The sequence below is a fragment of the Phormidesmis priestleyi BC1401 genome (assembly GCF_001650195.1).
Lineage (GTDB): Bacteria > Cyanobacteriota > Cyanobacteriia > Leptolyngbyales > Leptolyngbyaceae > Phormidesmis_A > Phormidesmis_A priestleyi_B.
Genome location: NZ_LXYR01000025.1, coordinates 1 through 18514, shown reverse-complemented (window position 1 = coordinate 18514; position 18514 = coordinate 1). Strand labels below are relative to the sequence as shown.

Annotated in this window: 17 protein-coding genes and 1 tRNA gene; 7 read left to right on the top strand and 11 right to left on the bottom strand. The window is 49.2% G+C overall.

Annotated elements, in window-relative coordinates; all coding sequences use genetic code 11:
- Nucleotide 1 precedes the first annotated feature (1 nt).
- Nucleotides 2–1006 (top strand): aspartate carbamoyltransferase catalytic subunit, encoded by a 1005-nt coding sequence (locus A8707_RS14205; protein WP_068817905.1) that lies wholly within the window; start codon nt 2–4, stop codon nt 1004–1006.
- A 10-nt stretch (nt 1007–1016) separates the two neighbouring features.
- Here the strand turns inward: A8707_RS14205 and A8707_RS14200 are convergent, their stop codons facing one another.
- The 6 genes from A8707_RS14200 to A8707_RS14175 all read right to left on the bottom strand — a co-directional run bounded on the left by A8707_RS14200 (nt 1017) and on the right by A8707_RS14175 (nt 6996).
- On the bottom strand, nt 1017–1838 hold the full coding sequence (locus A8707_RS14200; protein ID WP_231948071.1) for a cobyrinic acid a,c-diamide synthase: 822 nt from the start codon (nt 1836–1838) through the stop codon (nt 1017–1019).
- Between the two features lie 1042 nt (nt 1839–2880).
- Nucleotides 2881–3231, bottom strand: coding sequence for a DUF1815 family protein (locus tag A8707_RS14195; protein WP_068817904.1), 351 nt, complete (start codon nt 3229–3231; stop codon nt 2881–2883).
- A 293-nt stretch (nt 3232–3524) separates the two neighbouring features.
- Nucleotides 3525–3737 (bottom strand): DUF2839 domain-containing protein, encoded by a 213-nt coding sequence (locus A8707_RS14190; protein ID WP_068817903.1) that lies wholly within the window; start codon nt 3735–3737, stop codon nt 3525–3527.
- A 100-nt stretch (nt 3738–3837) separates the two neighbouring features.
- Complete coding sequence (locus A8707_RS14185; RefSeq protein ID WP_068817902.1) at nt 3838–5367, bottom strand: ATP-dependent DNA helicase; 1530 nt, start codon at nt 5365–5367, stop codon at nt 3838–3840.
- A 109-nt stretch (nt 5368–5476) separates the two neighbouring features.
- Nucleotides 5477–6313, bottom strand: coding sequence for a hypothetical protein (locus A8707_RS14180; RefSeq protein ID WP_231948070.1), 837 nt, complete (start codon nt 6311–6313; stop codon nt 5477–5479).
- 77 nt (nt 6314–6390) lie between these two features.
- On the bottom strand, nt 6391–6996 hold the full coding sequence (locus A8707_RS14175) for a DUF1517 domain-containing protein (RefSeq protein WP_068817900.1): 606 nt from the start codon (nt 6994–6996) through the stop codon (nt 6391–6393).
- Nucleotides 6997–7223: 227 nt separating this feature from the next.
- Here A8707_RS14175 and A8707_RS29715 point away from each other — a divergent pair, with 227 nt between their 5' ends.
- From A8707_RS29715 to A8707_RS14165, 3 genes are all read left to right on the top strand, one after another.
- Nucleotides 7224–7583, top strand: a complete 360-nt coding sequence (locus tag A8707_RS29715; protein WP_231948069.1) for a hypothetical protein — start codon at nt 7224–7226, stop codon at nt 7581–7583.
- The gene (locus tag A8707_RS14170) at nt 7507–9075 is read left to right on the top strand and encodes an APC family permease (RefSeq protein WP_231948068.1); all 1569 of its coding nucleotides are present in this window, start codon (nt 7507–7509) and stop codon (nt 9073–9075) included. Before A8707_RS29715 ends, A8707_RS14170 begins: the two co-directional genes overlap by 77 nt.
- 61 nt (nt 9076–9136) lie before the next feature.
- Nucleotides 9137–9328: a hypothetical protein gene (locus A8707_RS14165; protein ID WP_068817899.1), complete on the top strand. Its 192-nt coding sequence runs from the start codon at nt 9137–9139 to the stop codon at nt 9326–9328.
- Between the two features lie 65 nt (nt 9329–9393).
- On the opposite strand, the gene A8707_RS14160 is transcribed toward A8707_RS14165, so the two are convergent.
- Nucleotides 9394–10950 carry a pentapeptide repeat-containing protein gene (locus A8707_RS14160; protein ID WP_068817898.1) on the bottom strand — a complete coding sequence of 519 codons (1557 nt, stop codon included), beginning with the start codon at nt 10948–10950 and terminating at the stop codon, nt 9394–9396.
- Between A8707_RS14160 and A8707_RS14155 the strand changes: the two genes are divergently transcribed.
- Nucleotides 10924–11901 carry a prephenate/arogenate dehydrogenase gene (locus A8707_RS14155; protein WP_269452727.1) on the top strand — a complete coding sequence of 326 codons (978 nt, stop codon included), beginning with the start codon at nt 10924–10926 and terminating at the stop codon, nt 11899–11901. The two genes, A8707_RS14160 and A8707_RS14155, sit on opposite strands and share 27 nt — an antisense overlap.
- Here the strand turns inward: A8707_RS14155 and A8707_RS14150 are convergent.
- The 3 genes from A8707_RS14150 to lipA all read right to left on the bottom strand — a co-directional run bounded on the left by A8707_RS14150 (nt 11898) and on the right by lipA (nt 15400).
- The gene (locus tag A8707_RS14150; protein ID WP_068817896.1) at nt 11898–13484 is read right to left on the bottom strand and encodes a glucose-6-phosphate isomerase; all 1587 of its coding nucleotides are present in this window, start codon (nt 13482–13484) and stop codon (nt 11898–11900) included. The genes A8707_RS14155 and A8707_RS14150 overlap by 4 nt on opposite strands.
- Before the next feature lie 105 nt (nt 13485–13589).
- Nucleotides 13590–14519 (bottom strand): NAD(P)H-dependent glycerol-3-phosphate dehydrogenase, encoded by a 930-nt coding sequence (locus tag A8707_RS14145; RefSeq protein ID WP_068817895.1) that lies wholly within the window; start codon nt 14517–14519, stop codon nt 13590–13592.
- Complete coding sequence (gene lipA, locus A8707_RS14140; protein WP_068817894.1) at nt 14516–15400, bottom strand: lipoyl synthase; 885 nt, start codon at nt 15398–15400, stop codon at nt 14516–14518. Before lipA ends, A8707_RS14145 begins: the two co-directional genes overlap by 4 nt.
- Nucleotides 15401–15502: 102 nt before the next feature.
- On the opposite strand from lipA, the gene A8707_RS14135 reads away from it, so the two are divergent.
- Nucleotides 15503–15576, top strand: a tRNA-Pro gene (locus A8707_RS14135).
- Between the two features lie 375 nt (nt 15577–15951).
- Nucleotides 15952–16170: a hypothetical protein gene (locus A8707_RS14130; RefSeq protein WP_068817893.1), complete on the top strand. Its 219-nt coding sequence runs from the start codon at nt 15952–15954 to the stop codon at nt 16168–16170.
- A 424-nt stretch (nt 16171–16594) separates the two neighbouring features.
- On the opposite strand, the gene cas12k is transcribed toward A8707_RS14130, so the two are convergent.
- Nucleotides 16595–18394, bottom strand: coding sequence for a type V CRISPR-associated protein Cas12k (gene cas12k / locus A8707_RS14125; RefSeq protein ID WP_231948081.1), 1800 nt, complete (start codon nt 18392–18394; stop codon nt 16595–16597).
- Nucleotides 18395–18514: the final 120 nt, after the last annotated feature.

Genomic DNA, 18514 nt, shown 5'->3' with positions numbered 1-18514 from the left:
AATGGTTTGGACTCGTCGCCACATTCTCTCCCTCGCTGACTTTTCTCAAGCTGAGTATGATGTCGTTTTGCAGACGGCTAGCAGCTTTCGAGAGGTGCTGTCGCGCCGGACTAAGAAGGTGCCCACGCTACAGGGGCAGGTCGTCGCCAATCTGTTTTTTGAGTCGTCTACTCGCACTCGCAGCAGCTTTGAGCTAGCCGCCAAACGCCTATCTGCCGACACGATTAACTTTGCTGCCGGAACGTCTTCCCTGTCGAAAGGAGAAACGATTCTCGACACGGCAAAAACGTATCTAGCGATGGGCACTGACATGATGGTGATTCGTCACAAAGAAGCGGGAGTGCCGCAAGCGATCGCCGCCGAAATGGACCGTTTGGGGGTTCGAGTTGGGGTTCTCAATGCGGGAGACGGTCAGCACGAGCATCCTTCTCAGGCGCTTCTAGACTTATTTACCATCTGTACGCTGTTAGATTCTGAGCAGCCAACGCTGTCGCTGTTAGAGGGAAAAAAAATCGCGATCGTGGGTGATATTCTCCATTCTCGCGTTGCCCGGTCTAACATTTGGAGTCTGACCGCAAGCGGGGCTGAAGTTCATTTAGCGGCTCCGCCGACGCTGTTGCCCAAGTGGTTTGCTGAGTACGTCACAGACTCAGATAATCAGTCTGCTGCCAAGCCTCGCCAGCTTTTTCTACACTGGGCGCTTGACCCAGCGCTTGAAGATGCTGATTTTGTGATGACGCTGCGGCTGCAAAAAGAGCGAATGACCAGTCATCTGCTACCGAGTTTGCGAGAATATCATCAGCAGTTTGGCATCACGCGCGATCGTCTCAAGCGGTGCAAGCCAGAGGTCAAAGTTCTTCATCCCGGTCCGGTCAACCGGGGGGTAGAAATTAGCTCTGATTTGATGGATGATCCCCAGTTTAGTTTGATTTCGCAGCAGGTGACTAGCGGCGTTGCAGTGCGGATGGCGTTGCTCTACCTGATGGGAGGCGGCAAAGTTGCTTAGAAGTTGCTTTTTAGGAGTTTGGAAAAATCGGTTCTTGCTCGTTTGAGAAAATCTCCTCGTAGTCAAAGTCAAACGAATGAGCATGGCGAATGATTGAAAACCCAAAGCTTGTCGTCACTTCTGTCGTGAAGGTGGCGATCGCTAGCTCTACTAATTTTTTATCTGAAAGCTTGGGTTTTTGGACAAAGTAGTCTCGTCGTGCGAAGAATAATTTTTCGTCTCGCGGCACGATGATTTTATTAACTCGATGGGCGTGTCGAATTGGCTTAATATAGGTTTCGATAAACTCTTCTTGATTTTTTTGCAGCCGATAAAGTTTTTCGTGCTGTAGCCAACTCATTGTGAACATCATTTTGATCAGTTCAAATCCCAAAATGTAGTTCAAGATATTGCTGCGTTCTTCAGTGCTGGCAACGATCCGAAGGGCTGATTCTAAAAACAAATCGGGCGTTCTACGAGCGTCTTGGGCTGAGTGAATATAAAATTGTCGAATGTAGCTTCTCACAAAGCTTTCACTCAACTCGGTGTGAATGTGAAATCGATTGAGATTGTCTCTGACTTTTTGTTTGACTTCTCGATTTTCAACCAGCTTTGCGATCAAACCATTGGCAGTATATTCATCTAAAAACTCTGCCTGGATATCAGGAGTTGCTGCACAGAGCAAGTGGCAGAGTGAAAGCACATATCGTCGCTGATTCCAAGGCAAGCTTTCTGCCCAATTCTTAGCTTCTGAAGGTAGCTTATTGAGAATATTTTTAACTTGAGATTCTTGAGAAGAAGCCGATGGAATGGGCTTGACGATCGGGTCTGATTTTTTGATAGGCTTGTTCATTCGCGTGCATCAGTTATGCAAAGACTAACGATCGGTTTTAACGGTTCTGCCACTTCCTGATAGACGCTAAATTAGCCTTGAGACTAGACGATGATGTTTAGTGTGCCCTGGCTTCTTAACTTCAAACACTCGACTCAGCAGACTTCTTACTTCTCAGTATAATATGCTACCCTCAGTTTTTGCGTGAGCAACTGGCAACTTTAAACTCGACGAAAGGCAGACTGTATCGCTGATTAATATATGTTATATTTCTTAATAATAAGGATATAAAAACTTTAAGAGGTCATCAATGATTATTCTAGCTGCACTTTTTGTTACTGCTTGGGTCGCGATCACCGTCTTAGGAAATCAGGACTATTTTCTTGATGACCAATCTGGGTCGCGTCAAGCACAAAGCTGGAACTCGCAAGAACTTCAGATGATCGCAATCCGTGTAAAAGACGACAGACGTTTTTCGAGAAATTAGCTCAACTTGGGGTTTAGATTGGTTCTAGCATCTAAACCCCAATCAGCTAGATTCTGATGAGGCAGGAAATCTGTACATCATCAGCCTGATCTAAACTTTTAATACTTAGTGCCAAGAATCGCAGTTCGAGATTGAATTTCCTCACCCAAAGCACTGAATTTGGGATCGCAACAAGGTAGGGAGATCATCTCCTGTCTCACGCGCATTGAAGAGACGTAGAGAGTTGACGATAGCTTGACTGCAGCAGACAGCGCCGGACTTCTTCAGAGCAGATCAATAAAGTCGAACATTCTCTTTAGTAAAAGCTTCCTTGCGTCACGCAGCGTAGACAAATAGGGTTGCCTTCAAAAAAGGGTACTGCTATTTGGCAAAGGGGGAAGGTCACGAATTAAATTGGAGCAGCTACGAAGCGCCCAATGATCTGATTCCAAAGGACATCAACTGTTGAAAGAATAACCCCGCCATCCAGATTATCACTGGAAGCTTTAATCCTGTTGGATTGGCAAAAGCTGACATCCGAGGGGATCAAACCAGCTCTCTAAACTTCAGTGAAAACCTAGAGCGGTCTGACACAACCTAGTGAAGGCTTTGTGCCGGAACCGCAGGGCGATAGTCGGAAGGCTCAATGTGGAACTTGACTAAATTAGCTAGTTCTTGAAGCTGGCTGATAGCTTCGGCACCTTCAAGCTTCATCAACTCTCGATCGTCACGCATCTCCGTCCAGGTGATTCCATAATCCGACACCAAAAAACGGATTAGGTGGTTGTCTCCCAAACTCACCATAAACGAAGCGCTATTCATCTGACCGCCGCAGGTATAGCAAGAAGCCAGATAACCTCGATTCTCTAACACGATCGCCATCGCTTGGAGATTCATCACGAGGTCTTGTACAAACTGTCGGTGTTGTTCTGCAAGTCTTAAGAACACAATCGTCCTCCAATCACCACAACCAATTCTAAACCCTTTATTAAAAATTTGACGGTCTACTCTTAAGCAGTGAGCTATCTCTCTAAAAAGACATACCAGCGAATGCTAGCAAAGCATTCAGAGACACTTCACTATACTATGGTAACGAGTCATGTAAAGTCACAACGTATCGTCTATCACAAGTCTGGTCAAATCTCTCAGTCTTCAGGTTTTTTGTAGAATTGCGGATGCAGCATGATTTTATAGAATTAAGAGTGTCTTGACGACTCTATTATTCTAAAGTTCCTGCTCAATCAGTCAACTTGCCACCAGCCAAAAAGAGGACCGACAAAAAGGACTATGACCCAAGCCGCCACAAGACCGACAATGCCGATCCAAGCACCTGTAGAAGACCACTTGACAAATTGTTGTGCCTGAGTCTTGGTGACGGGCAGCCAGGGGGAAATATTGGACTCTTTGCCATAGCTTTCTCCTAGAGATTCTTTACGGCGCTTTGCTTCTCCCATTGTTCTTCGCTTTTAGATAAAGGATTTGTCCTGATAATAGCGCTTCTGGTTTACCGATTTTCAGTCTCGAAAGTCAAGAATCTTAATAAGCGCTAGAAGGTTAATCTTGCCAACCTGTTCCTGGCAGATTTGTAAACAAGCTGGCATCTAGATAATTAATTCGCGCTAGAGGGCTAAGAGCTGCCAAAACTTGATTGCCATAGCTGCGGTGAATCACTCGACTGTCTAGAAGTGCAACGACTCCTTGACATTCGCGAACTGGAGCGATCGCGCGCTGCAATTCACTCAACGCTTCTGGAAATAAGTAGAGCCGAAACCAGTCTTGACGGAGCTTTTTGTAGTGAGCAACCCGCCCAGCAACCAGCGGATTTTCTAGCGAGGGAATGGGCAGAGTCGCGATCGCCAACAGTCGGGGCGCAGGCAGCACACTCTGATGCTCTCGCCAAAATTCCCAGCCCGTCACTAAAATGCCGTTGTCGTCGAGACAGGTGCGCTCAACTTGGACTCTAGAGCCAAACTCAGATGCCAAAACGCTTCCTACCTGGGCTTTGAGCGGCATATCACCAACCAAAATTACCGATAGCCCTTGCACGGCAGTGCTGGCACTCAGAAGCGATCGCAGTTCTTGCAGCAACCCTCCTTGAAATTGAGGCGTGTTGGGCATCGGAATGCCGTCAGGCTGATAAAGCTGAATGAGGTCATCTTGACGATCGAGCGAAAATTTCAAACAGGTGAGATCTTGACTCAACCCTAATTTTTGTCGATAAGTCATGGCATCCGATTCAAGATCCAGTGCGCCGCCAATTAAAACAGTTGGCTGCTGCGACCAAATCGACGTTAATCTCGACGCGATTTCAATAGGGGCACAGTGGAGAGAAAACTGCCCTAACGGACGGGCGATCGTTGCCCAAACAAGCTGTTCTTCAGACTGGACGCGATCGAAAAAGTTACCCCAGCGATCGGGCAATGAGGAAGGAAGGATTTGAGCCAGTGAATCGAGAATATCCTGTTCGGATTGCTCAATTAAGTAACACTCGTAGGGATTGGCGGGATGATGAAAAATCGTTTTCGTCAATTGAACCCGTGCATCCCGAATCTCTTCGGTCTGTTCAGGACACGCCAACATCAAATCATTCCAGTCTGAAGGCTGTAGATCGATCGTGAGTTGATTTCGCACCCAGCTTTCGAGATCATCTACGTTGTCAATAATGGTCGGAATATCAGACGGAAATCTGCCTTCATTGTTGAGTCGATCGCTTAACCAAGCTTCTGGAGTCGTGAGCAAAATTCCTTCAAAATCAGGACTGACCCAGCGATCGCCTGTGCGAATCGGCTTGGGCGTATCGATCCACTGTCGCAACCGTGGAATCTCAACCATCAGCAGCCGTTGCTGAACCGATTCGGGAGCTACCACAATCACTGACCCTTTCCACATCAAAATCGGCACCAGATAGCTGAGGCGATAGCGCCCATGATAGCCAGACGGTGCCCCGGTTTGAATCAGAGCACTGCGACCGATCCGTAGGGCACGCGCCACTAATCGAGCCATTGTTAAATGGTGAGACCAATAGGGTTCGCCCTGCTCTCGCAGAAAGGCGCGGAGTTGCTGATGAACTTCTACCTCAATCACAAGCTTGAACTCAAGTCGTACTAGATGACCATTCTGACATACCCATAAAAAACCCTGCGGAGATTAATTTGACCGCAGGGAAAAATAAGGGTGAAGGATAAATGAGGCGTTAGCGTCTGCGGCTGCTGCCTGCTCGCGATCGCCCACTGCCAAACGAGCTAGGACGGTTGACGCGGCTTGGAGTAGAGCCAGTAGAGCGGCGCAGATTGCTAGAGCCGTAACCAGACCCAGTAGGGCGACCATTTCCGATCGAGGGACGGCTGACTCCAGGATTGTTGTAGGACGGGGTGTTGATGCGTCCCGTAGAGCGGAAGGTTGTGCGGTTTCGCACGGCGGCAGGAGGAGCCTGATATCGCTGCTGATAGCGATCGACCGCCTGACCATAGCTGCTGCCATAGCCTCCAAACCCAGTCAGTGGGCGACCTGCTTGATAGACGGGCGGAACATAGTATTGAGGACGAAAGAGAAGACTTCCGATCGCTTGACCTGCGATCCCTCCGGCTACCGCTCCAGCAAACGGACTCCAAAAGCTTGGCTCTTGACGGACAATTCTCGTCTCGGTTTGTCCCGTTTGAGGGTTTGTCACATTTTCAGCGACGTTGTGAACATACTCAATTTTGAAATCTTCAGGAATGTGCAGCGATGCCTGATTGTTCTCAACTTTGAGATAATTTTTTTGCCCCGCTTTGACTTCATCGGGAGTTAACTGAGCGAGCGGCAAGTTTTGGGTGCGGAAGGATGAGGGAACGCCCGGTTGTGTGTTTAGCAGCAAAACCGTGTATTCTCCATCTCCATCGTTGTAGGTCGCTTGCTGAACCGAATATTGCCCATCAGGAAGGCGAGTCTGCTCAGTGCGAGTGTTAGCAGGACGGTTGCCCTGTCCATTAACTTGTGAATCTCCAGGAGAACCACACGCAACCGTCGTTAGACACAAGGCGGCAGTCATAGAAAGGAGTAAAAGTCGGCGGAACATAGACTTTAAACAGGAAGTGAATGGTGGAGAAGACATACTCTAAGAATTAGCTATAGGGGAATCAATTCTGGGAAAAACTCTAGAAGCTGGTCAGGGTCAAGTTCTTCGCCGAGTCTCGCTGGGGAGAAATGAACCTGAACCGCCTGTAAGCGCTCTTGATAGTGCAGATTGATGATTGACTTTAATCCTGTCTCTAAAGCCCGGACGCTGGCAAGATCGGTTTCCAGGTCAGGAACCTCACCTTCTGCGGCGATCGTGATCATCACAATCAAATTCTGAGTCACGGGCAACGAGAGCGGATCAACAGGTTGCCCAGACGCGTCTTCCAGTTCGGGCGCACTCAAATAGCGTTGGGCAGAATCTGTAAACAACTCGTTCACATAATCTCCGGCTTCACCCTCGCTCCAAAACACGTCGCCTTCGTTGCCCGCAGACTGCCAGTAAGTTTGATATTGCAAAAGGCTTTGACAAATCTCGACCAGCCCTTCGCCCAAAACCTGCATCTCTCCTTCTGCATCCACCGCTTGCCGCGCTGCCTGATTAAGCACTCCCAGCAGCGGAGCGACTTCTTGACCAGCCAAGTGGATAAATAGACGGCAGACGACAAATCGAGTTTTGCCAGTAAATTGATTAAAGCGATCGCGCAGTGAACTCATCTTTAGCCTGACCCTTCATCCATTTCAAGAGGGATATTCTGAATTCTAGTGAGGTCTTGACAAGATTGAATCTACCGGAAGATTAGCTAACTGAGATGATATGCAGTAATTACGCAGTTTCCCTTCCTCTATCTGGTCTATGATCGCAACGTCCTGAAGTATGAATCTTCTGACACACGCCTCTCACTCACCCATCTCTTCTTCAAAACTGAAGGTGGCTTCTTTCCATGACGTTCTCTCAAGTCAAGCAGTTTTTATTGGGTAAAACGCTACCAACCAGTGCCCACGACGAAGAGCGATTAACCAAAGCCGCCGCCCTAGCCGTGCTTTCTTCAGATGCGCTCTCATCGGTTGCTTATGCGACTCAAGAAACCCTGATCGTTTTAGTTGCAGCGGGATCGGGGGCAGGCATCTTAGGGTTTTCGGTGCCGATCGCGGGGGCGATCGTAGTGCTATTAGTTCTAGTCATCCTGTCTTATCGGCAGACGATTCGCGCTTATCCCAAGGGGGGTGGATCTTACTATTGTTGCCCGTGGCAATTTGGGGCTGCTGTCGGGCTTAATCGCGGGTGCCTCACTGATCATTGACTACATTCTCACAGTGGCGGTTAGCGTCTCAGCCGGAATCGATAACTTTGTGTCTGCGGTTCCCGTGCTGCGTCCGTTCACCGTCGAGTTGTGTCTGGTTGCCATCTTTTTGCTGATGTTGACGAACTTAAGAGGCGTAAAAGAGTCAGGGCGCATTTTTATGGTGCCGACTTATGCCTTTATCGTCAGCATTTTTGTGTTGATCGGGGTCGGAATGTTTAACCAAGTTACAGGACAACTCACGCCGATCCCGCCTGCCGAAACCGTGCATAAAGTCACTGAGCAACTGAGTTTGTTTTTGATTTTGAGAGCGTTTGCGGCGGGCTGTACGGCACTGACGGGAGTTGAAGCGATCTCAGATGGAGTGCTGGCGTTTAAGCCGCCAGAGTGGATCAATGCACGTCAGACGCTCCTTTATCTGGGCGTTATTCTGGGTCTGATGTTCTTGGGCATCACCTATCTTGCCCACATTTATCAACTGGTGCCTAACGAATCAGAAACAGTTTTATCGCTGCTGAGTCGGCAGATTTTTGGCATCTCGCCCCTCTATTATTTCCTGATTTTGTTTGCGACTCCGGCGATTTTGTTGTTGGCAGCCAACACCAGTTATGCAGATTTTCCGCGTCTCTGCTACTTTTTGGCACGCGATGGATTCTTGCCTCGGCAGTTGGCGCTATTGGGCGATCGCCTCGTCTACTCAAACGGAATTTTGCTGCTCAGTATTTGTGCTGCCGTGCTAATTGTGGTGTTTCGGGGTGACACGACTGCGATTATTCCTCTCTATGCAGTTGGGGTGTTTACCTCTTTCACGCTGTCTCAGGCGGGAATGGTGATTCACTGGTATGAAGGCAAAGAGCGCGGATGGCAAGCCAGTGCCGTGATGAATGGGCTAGGAGCCTTAGCAACAGCAGTTGTGCTGGTCATTGTAGTCTGGACGAAGTTTGCGATCGGAGCTTGGATCGTTGTGCTGGCGATTCCGCTTTTTGTGTGGCTGTTTGTGAGCATTCGGAAGCACTATCAATATGTGGCAAACCGTCTCAGCATTCAGGAATTGGCACCTCGCAGCTATATGACGCGACCCAAAGGCGCACTCGCAACGCATCCGGCGATCGTCATCGTCGGTCAACTGCACCGGGGCACCGTTGAGGCATTAGACTATGCGCGGAGTATTGGAGATGAAGTCGTCGCGATTCATGTAGACACTGGCTCAACTAATCGCGAAAAACTGCAAACGCGATGGCAGGAATTAGAGTCTGATATTGACCTCTATATTTTAGAGTCGCCTTATCGATCGGTCGTTACGCCAATCCTACAGTTCGTCAGCGACTTTGAAGACCAACACCCCGATGTGCTGTCTACGATTATCATTCCTGCCTTTGTGCCCCGTCGTTGGTGGGAAAGCGTTTTGCACAACCAGACGACTTTATTTCTCAAAGCAGCCTTGCGGACGAAGAAAAGTCGAGTCGTGACCACGGTTCACTATTATCTGTAGTCTGTTTCACCACTACACTAGATATTGCAAGAGACAAATTTTAGGTCTTGAAGAAAAACCCATGAACACAAATTCTACTGATCCGGCAAGACAACTGGATGTAATGAGGGAACAAATCTCTAGCAGCCTCGAAAAAGCGCAAACGCAAAAGAATCTCCTCAAGCGCAACAGTACTCGATACACGACAGCTAACATTGTCCTTGGTGCGATCGCCGCACTCTTAGCTGGAACAGCCGGAACGGTCGATGTTTGAGTGAGAAAGTCGTCGCGAATATCCAGAAATCTGACTCGTTCCCCTATAAAGATTCCTGTTCTCACTCACATTAACCCTGGGTGAAAGCCTTTCACAAACTCGATCGCGGTCTCCAAGGATGGAGGCTTGAAGCTTTGAATCTGATTCAGCGCATTCAGCACTTGATCAGACTGAGAGGTCACGATCGGATGTTTGCCAAACTTGGGATTGTGATAGAGCGTCAGCCGTTGATTATTAGAGTTGACCAGAATTGTCTTGGTCGGTGCCTGAAAGAATGTCATCTTTTTGAGGGCGATCGGAATGGATTGCAGCAGTTTGACGGCGTTGACTTGTTGGACTTGTTGACTCAATACGGTTACAAGCTGCTGAAACTGTTGAATCTTTCCAGCATCTTGACTAAGTTTTTGGGTGGGGATCTGGTGCAGCAAGTCCATCAACGTTTGTTGAGTCATTTTGTTATCCTCAAAGGGAAAAATTGCCACATAAGCCGCAATCAACAGCTGCTCATCTCGCTCTAGCCGAAACGTTAACGTGGTTCGGCGTAAATGGGCTTCGATCTCAGGGGGGGGAGCCAAAAAGCCGCACTGTCGCGCCACCTGCTGATAGGTGACGGCTAACGCGCAGTTGGCATCTGTGTCGAGCCGAGCGTCGATGACCACTTCCACGATCGGGGGCATCTCATTAAAATATTCCTGGCAACTCTCAGTGGCAAAGGTATAAATCTGACTTTGATCGCCATTCTGACTGAGATCAATCCAGCGACAGGTTGCCCCAGTCGTTTTGATCCCAAAGGGCGACACACCATGAAGCTTGATGCCCGTCATTGTAGAACCGCTGAGGTCGGCTCCTGACCAGTCGGCGTTTGCTAAGTTAGCACGAGTCAGGTCAACGTGCACCAGCGTGGCATTGAGTAAGGTGGCATGGCTCAAATCGGCTCCCGTCAGGTTGGCACCACTGAGTTTCGCGCCACTCAAATCCGCCCATCGGAGGTTGGCACCACTCAAATCAGCCCATCGGAGATTGGCACCTGATAAGTTTGCCCCTTGCAGATTGGCGCGGCTGAGATTGGTTTGTCGAAGTTCGGCATGGTTGAGATCAACGCCCGTGAGATCGGTGCTGCTCAAATCACTGCTGGTTAAGTTGGCTTGCTCTAAATTTGCCTCGGTGAGAATGGCATGACGCAAATCGGCTCGACTCAGGTTAGTTTGACTGAGGTTGGCGTAGCGCAATTTGGCATCTCGCAGATCGGCATTGCTGAGATTGGCTCCCCGCAGGTCAGCCCCGCTCAAGTCCGATCGCGTCAACTCTGCCTTAATCAGCTCTGCTTGCACAAGCTTGGCTTCTCGCAGATCAGCCATCGTGAGATTGGCAGCACTGAGCTTGGCACCGTTGAGTTTTGCATTACTGAGGTTGGCACCATTGAGTTTAGTAACACTGAGGTTTGTCTGGCTCAGGTCAGCGTGGCTGAGGTTCGCTCCTGCAAGATTGGCGACGCTCAGATCAGCACCGCTAAGATCTGCACCGCTCAAATTAGCTCCGCCGAGGTTGATTTCTCTCAAATCAAGGGCAGAAAACTCTCGTGACCCAGCGGCATATTGTTTCAGAACGTCCTCGGCTTTCATCTACAGTTTCTGACTAATATCCCCAAGATTGGGGGGCGGCTTGGTGCTAACGTACCCAGATCTAGATCAAAATTAGCCTGGAGCACTGCACGCAAGTTGGATGGACAAGGCATGAAAATTGGGATCGTGGGTCTGGGGTTGATTGGGGGATCGCTGGGGTTAGATTTACGATCGCTCGGTCATCGAGTCTTAGGAGTTAGTCGTCAAGAACGAACCTGTGACATTGCTGTAGCAAGAGGTGCAGCCGATGAAGCCGTCACAGATTTAGCACTCTTGGCAGACACAGACGCAATTTTCATCTGCACCCCGCTGGCATATGTTCAAACAACGGTCGCTCAACTGATCCCGCATATTTCTCTGACGACAATAGTAACAGATGTCGGGTCGGTGAAAGCTGCGATCGTGCGAGACATCACTCCTCTGTGGCGTAACTTTGTGGGAGGGCACCCGATGGCGGGAACTGCCGAAAGCGGCATCGAAGCAGCCCAACACGGTCTGTTTGCGGGAAACCCCTATGTGTTAACGCCGACTGAAGCAACGCCATTGGACGCGATCGCGCTGGTCGAATCGATTATTCGTCCGCTGCAAGTGCGGCTTTATCACTGTCAGCCCGACGAGCACGATCGGGCAGTTGCCTGGATCTCTCACCTGCCTGTAATGGTGAGCGCAAGTCTAATCACTGCCTGTCTAAGCGATGCTGATCCCGCCAGCCTCAAACTCGCTCAATTGCTGGCTAGCTCCGGGTTTCGGGATACCAGTCGAGTGGGCGGCGGCAACCCCGAATTAGGGCTGATGATGGCACGATATAACCGCGAAGAAGTGCTGCGATCGCTCCGAGTCTACCGGGAAACGCTCGATCGGATGATTCACACGATCGACCAGCAGGATTGGACGACTCTTGAAGAAACCCTTCAGCAGACGCAAGCCGCTCGCACCAGATTTGTAGATTAGACTTTGCTAACCGTCAGGCTTTCAGGCTTGGCTGGATTGCCATGCAGCTTCACCCCACGTTGATTGGCTTCAAGGTGACGGACGATTTTATAAACCGCTTCCACCTGGTCAGGAGCACCCGCTTTGAGTGCCAACGTTCCCACCGGAAGAGGCGTGTTTTCGGCTTGCAACACCTGCACGACGTTGCGCTGCAAGTCTAGAATCCCGGCAGCGGCTTTTTTGCCTGCTTCGACTCCGGGCTGGTTATAGGCGTTGACGTTGACGAGAAACCCATACAGCCCGACTGCTCGTTCATAGAGAGCGATTAACGCACCGATACTGTGAGCATTGGCTTCAGGAATCGTAACGGTGATGGAATCCCGATGATTTTCATAAAGTGCCTGACGAGTGCCCTGAAGCAGACCCGACAGATAATCGCCAGAGGTGACTCCTGGCTCAACGTCGATCGAGTGCCCCGCCCGATCGTGCAGCACTTCAATAAAGGTCAAGAAGAAATTAGGGATGCCTTCTCGCAGTTGTTGAACGTAAGCGTGTTGATCGGTCGATCCCTTATTGCCGTAAACCGCGACGCCTTGACAGACCGTATTGCCGTCTAGATCTTTTTCTTTGCCCAACGACTCCATCACGAGTTGCTGAAGATAGCGGCTAAACAGCAGCAAACTATCTTTGTAGGGCAACACGACCATATCTTTCTCACCTTTACCGTTACCCGAAAAATACCAGGCTAACGCCAGCATCGCCGCCGGGTTGTTCTTAATTTCGCGCAGACGGGTGGCGGCATCCATTTCTTTTGCACCTGCCAACATTGCCCGGATATCAATGCCTTGTAGAGCAGCAGGCACCAATCCTACGGCTGAAAATTCGGAAGTCCGTCCGCCCACCCAATCGTGCATGGGAAAGGTAGCTAGCCAGCCCTGAGAGTGGGCAATCTGATCTAAGTTGCTGCCTCTGCCCGTGATGGCAACGGCTTGTTTGCTGAAGTCTAAGTTGCGCTCCTGATAGGCGTGTTGAACTTCGATCATGCCGTTGCGGGGTTCTGGGGTGCCGCCCGATTTTGAAATGACCAAAACGAGAGTGCTGTTGAGTCGATCGCCAATTCGAGCCAGCACTCGATCGATACCTGCGGGGTCAGTGTTGTCAATAAAGTGAATCGCCATTGGCGGAAAATCGGGAGACAACGCCTCTGCGATGAATTCGGGTCCTAGCGCTGACCCACCAATGCCGATCGACAAAACATCCGTAAATCTCTCAGCTTGTAGAGGGCGAATCTCGCCAGCGTGAATCTTTTGAACAAACGACTCAGTATCTGCGATCGTCTGAATAATGTCCTGCTTAAACTCTTGATTAGGAGCCAAATCGGGGTCGCGGAGCCAGTAGTGACCGACCATGCGGTTTTCGTCAGGGTTGGCGATCGCCCCAGATTCTAGCGCCGCCATTTCCTCAAATGCTTTGTCGAACTTGGGTTTTAGCTGTCGAACAAAGTCATCATCAAACCGCATCCGACTGACATCAAGATAAAAACCCAAGCCTGCATGGTAATAGAGCCAGTCTTGATAGCGTTGCCAGAGTGCAGCCGAGTCCATAAAATTCTTTGCCCTTTTTGAGGTCGCCACAAAACAGTGTATAGGGGCTAGTGACTCTGAGCGAAGAACTTCAGGGAGAAATTTAAGGCAAAGCCAGTAAATCTACTAACCTTCTGGTTTGCTGTCACGCAGCATCAGCGCTTCGACCGCCGATCGGGGCGTGATTTCGCCTTGAATCAGTTGATAAACCTGGTGAGAAATCGGGACAGAAATAGCTTGTTGATGAGCCAACTTCACCAAAACGTGAGTCGTGTTGACTCCTTCCGCCGTGCCTTCTAGTTGGCTGAGAACGTCCTTTAACAAACTTCCTTGCGCTAACCCGTAGCCCACCTGATAGTTTCGGCTTAGAGGGCTGTTGCAGGTCGCTAATAAGTCACCCAACCCTGACAAACCGTAGAACGTCTCAGCATTTGCACCCCAATAAGCCCCAATCCGAATCATTTCTGCTAATCCGCGAGTCACCAAGGCGGCTTTGGCGTTGGTTCCTAGCTGCAAGCCATCACAAGCACCGACCGCGATCGCGATTACATTCTTTAATGCCCCTCCCAACTCAACCCCCAACGGGTCAGAATTGGTATAGATCCGAAATCGAGACGACGAAAGAACAGATTGCACCTGTTCGGCAGCGGCTAGATTGGTGCTGGCAACCACGCTTGCAGCAGGCAACCCGTGCTGAATCTCTTTTGAGAGATTAGGTCCAGAGAGAATCGTGACCGCGTGAGTCGGAAACGCGGCTTGCCAGAGTTGGGAGGGCAATCGCGGCAAATCTACCTCGGTTCCTGATTCGGGATCGAGTCCTTTCGTGGCAGTAATCAGAATTGTGTTGGGCGAAAGAGACTGCGATTTTAGCAATTTGATCACTGACCGCACCCCTGTCATCGAGACGGCTGACAGCACGATCGCTGCCCCATCAATCACCGTCTCAAGGCGATCGGAGCTTTGACGCGACCACACACTGACCTGGTGCCCGTTATCTTTAGCCAAACCTGCTAGCGTCGAACCCCAGGCACCTGCGCCAATCACGGCAACCTTCATTCCTCACCCTGTTTGCGTGGATACTTTGCCATCAGGTCTCGCACTTGCTCAGCGTGATAAGAACTGCGCGTCAGGGGCGAAGAGACCACTTGCAGCAGACCGATCCCTTCTCCATAGTCTCGCCACGCATCAAACTCGTCAGGAGTCACAAACGACTGAACGCCCAGATGTTTCTGCGTCGGCTGAAGATATTGCCCGATCGTCAAAATGTCACAGTTGACCTCCCGCAAATCTCGAATCACCTGCCGCACTTCTGCATCGGTTTCGCCCAAGCCGACCATGATCCCCGACTTTGTGTAGACGTGAGGGTTGATTTGGCGAGTCCGCTGCAAGAGTTCGAGCGATCGAGCATAGTCTCCCTGAGGGCGCACCCGACGGTAGAGACGAGCGATCGTTTCAGTATTGTGATTCAGCACGTCAGGCGAGACGCTGAGAATCTGTTCTAATGCGCCCCAGTTGCCGCACAGGTCGGGGATGAGAACCTCGATCGTCGTGTCGGGCGAGACGGCTCGAATCTCTTGGATGCAGCGCATAAACTGAGAAGCTCCCCCATCGGGCAAATCATCGCGATTGACAGACGTGATCACCACATGATTGAGGTGCATTCGCCGCACAGCTTCTGCGAGTCGCGCTGGCTCAGTTGGGTCGAGAGGCTGAGGTTTCTTCTCAAAGTCAATATCGCAATAGGGGCAGGCACGCGTGCAGGCGGGACCCATGATCAAAAATGTGGCAGTGCCATTGTTAAAGCACTCCCCAATGTTGGGGCAAGATGCCTCTTCGCAAACGGTATTGAGTGACAAATCCCGCAAAATTTCTTTAACGTTGCCGACCCGCTCCCATTGAGGAGCCTTAACCCTTAACCAGTCTGGCTTAACGACCACGCCTATTAGTCCTGAAGTTGTGCAAGACTTATCTTAACAAGTTGCAGCCCAAGATTTTAGGAGGAAGCTCTTGTGTTAATCTAGATTAGGCAATATTGATTGCGGGATGTAGCGCAGCTTGGTAGCGCACCTCGTTCGGGACGAGGGGGTCGTAGGTTCAAATCCTATCATCCCGACTTTGATTTTTTGTCCATCTGTCCTGTCGAATAACACTTTATTTGTCATCGTTAACGAATTGATGTCGTCCTTACCAGATTGATGTCGTCGTTAACGACTTTTTGTCATCTAGCACTTCTTGGCGATCGTTAACACGTTAATGTCATCGACTGTCAGTTCGACTAAAACAAGTGGGGACGGCAGCTAAATCATTAGCTGTCAATCCCGAACGAAGTGCGCCTTTCAGTCCACCCTAACAATGAATCTAAACTAAAAAACTTACCACTTAGCTTTGATAAGCAAAATTTATAGTATTTAAGTGTTCCTAAGTAGTTTTGAAGTTACTGCTTTCAGTTCCGTTAGGACTAAAGAGACGATCTCTACCGAAGAGTCTTATGGCTCCCACAGAATCTGGACATCCTTCTGCTCTATCCTTTGTTGGAGAGGCGATCGCAACAAGCATCGGAGCAAGCGGTATAGAGAGATTTACAACTTTCAATCCGCCGTCTGCTGAAAAGGCAATCGCGACGGTCATCGTAAACCAGTTCGATCCGTCTGGGCTTAACTTTCGACCCGCCTCTCGCTGGAAAGGCGATCGCAACCCTAAGCGTTGAAACTCAGTCACAAAAGGCTTTTCAGCAGTACTTTTGGCAAACCTCGCTTTCAACCTGATTTCTAGCTTTTCATCAGCCGTTTAAGGTTAGAGAACAACCTCCGAAAAGAAGTCTCAGAGCGAAATACAGCCTTTTGGCAAACCTCCTAGGAATTTTGCCCTTGCTTCGGTTTGTCAATTTGAACAGTTAAGGTGGATTCCTCCTTGCTCGGAGGTGAAGACAGTAACCATCACTGCGGTAGACCCGCACCTTTTTGGTGGGAGCGCACCCAACTTCGAGGTGGACAGTCACCAAAGCCAGAAAGCAAGACTATCTTCCAATAGTCAAACTAGCTCATAATTGTCGATAGCACAGAGACCATTTCTGGCATGAACTACGGCGCATCTAATTTATATAGTAAGTTTGAACTGATTGCAAGTATTTTTTATTTTCGGGATTGATAGGCTGCGATCACTAAACTTTTAGCCTTTTCTTGGGGAGTTCCTGTAAAGGGTTGTTTCACTACCTCGATAGAAATGCCGACTTGGGCAGCTTGGCTTCCGATACATTGGCTGAGTTGAGCATGCCTCCAGCGATGGACACTGGCTCGATACTGAAGGGCATATCGTCGTTGGAGTTCTATAGAACCGGGGATTTCTTGCTCTGCTTTAGCTTGAACTTCGCCTTGGACAATTTCTCGAATGTCGCCTAGATCAGGCAATATAAGGCTGCTAACCTGATATTTTTGAGCGATCGCCACGATTTCATGAGCTATCAGACGGTCTAAATATTCTCCTGAGTTGGATTCTCCAAACCGATTGAATGCACCTTTTTGCTGGTTCTTGTGCCGCTGATGAGCGTTGTGTTGCCGTCGCAAACGATATCGGTTGAGAAGCTTATAGTTTTCACCCAGAAGTTGTCGGATACTTCTGTACGTGATAGCTTTGCCAGTTTGAATATCGACAATCGCGAGAGTAGCAGGTTTATCAAGCCCATAGCTTACACCTGCTAAAATCGATGGCTGACCTTGATAAAGAGGGCGGCTTGGACGAGAAAATGGATTATCAAGCAAAGTCAGCATTGTTGTCCGTCTTTTAATAAATGCTTCTTGGTTCTTGCTCAAGTTTTCCTTGACTTTAGTGCTAGCGATAACTTTTGCACACTCACTAGCTTTTTTCTGCCGAATTTGTTCTGTACCTTCTTGAGTCCAAGAATCAGTGTCTACAGTGCAGGATAAAATCAACCGATGAATGTTCCAGTGTTCACCTTCGCCTTTACCCTCCTGCCAAGCAATTCGCCCAGAGCGTAAGGTAAATAAGCTGGCTGAATGTTGGTTTTTGCTAGCTTTCCTAGTTTGTTGATCTTCTAGAAATCGCTTGAACCAGTGGAGATCCCTTTGATCACAGTAGATCTCAAATGAATGTTCACTTAAGCCATTAAAGTTGACACATAGTCTTCCTTTTTCATTCAGAAACCAGCGAAGGTCTTCGTTCGTCTCGAAATCTACTGGAAAAGGTAAAGACCTGGCTTCAGTAAGGAGACTCGCTTGCCAGCCTGTGGCTTGCTTTTCGTTCTCAGGCATCTGAGTAGTCGCAAGGGCTAATGCATTTAACCAGGTCTGATTAGAGAGATCTCGACCACTAGGAAGACGGCTGTTTTGGAATTGCATCATGAGCCGTTCTAACCGAATTTCGACTTTACGACGGCGTTTAGCAAATTTTTCGTAATCTTCAGGTTTCTCAGGCACTCTACAGCCGTTTTTAAGTAGGTAGACGATCGCGCATTGAGTCAGCACTTCCTCTGTCTGTTCGTACAGTCTGAAGAGCATACTAGGAATACTGTCTCCCTGCTGCCTGGTTTTTTGCGCGGATTGCTTTCTGCTGCGAGCTTTTTTAGGTTGAGGGTCGTCGTCTGCTGAAGTTGGAGAACTGCACTGAGCCAGAATCTCTCTGGCTTTGAGCTGTAGAGTACTCAGATTACCCTGAATAGCAACTGTTAGCTCATCATCACTTTGGAGAATGGCAAGCCATCGAGTTTGCCCAGCAATCTTTTGCTTAAGACGTGCTTGAAGAGCTAACCAAGATTTACAGATACGATGGACAATCGCGACCACGGAGGCGTAGAAGCGCCCTGGTTGTCCTGCGAATCGAGCATCTTGCCTCAATTTCTGGCAGAATTCTTTGACTACGACCAGTGAAATCTTTCCCGTTTGATACCAGTCGTCAAAGTTGTCGTGCCTAGCAATTTTTTGTAGAAGTTCATTAATTACAATAGTTCGGACAGTTTTTGCGGTCAGACGTGGACAGAAAAGCTATCCATCAGCTAGGGTGCAGATTAGAAACAAAGCGCACCGGATGGATAGCCA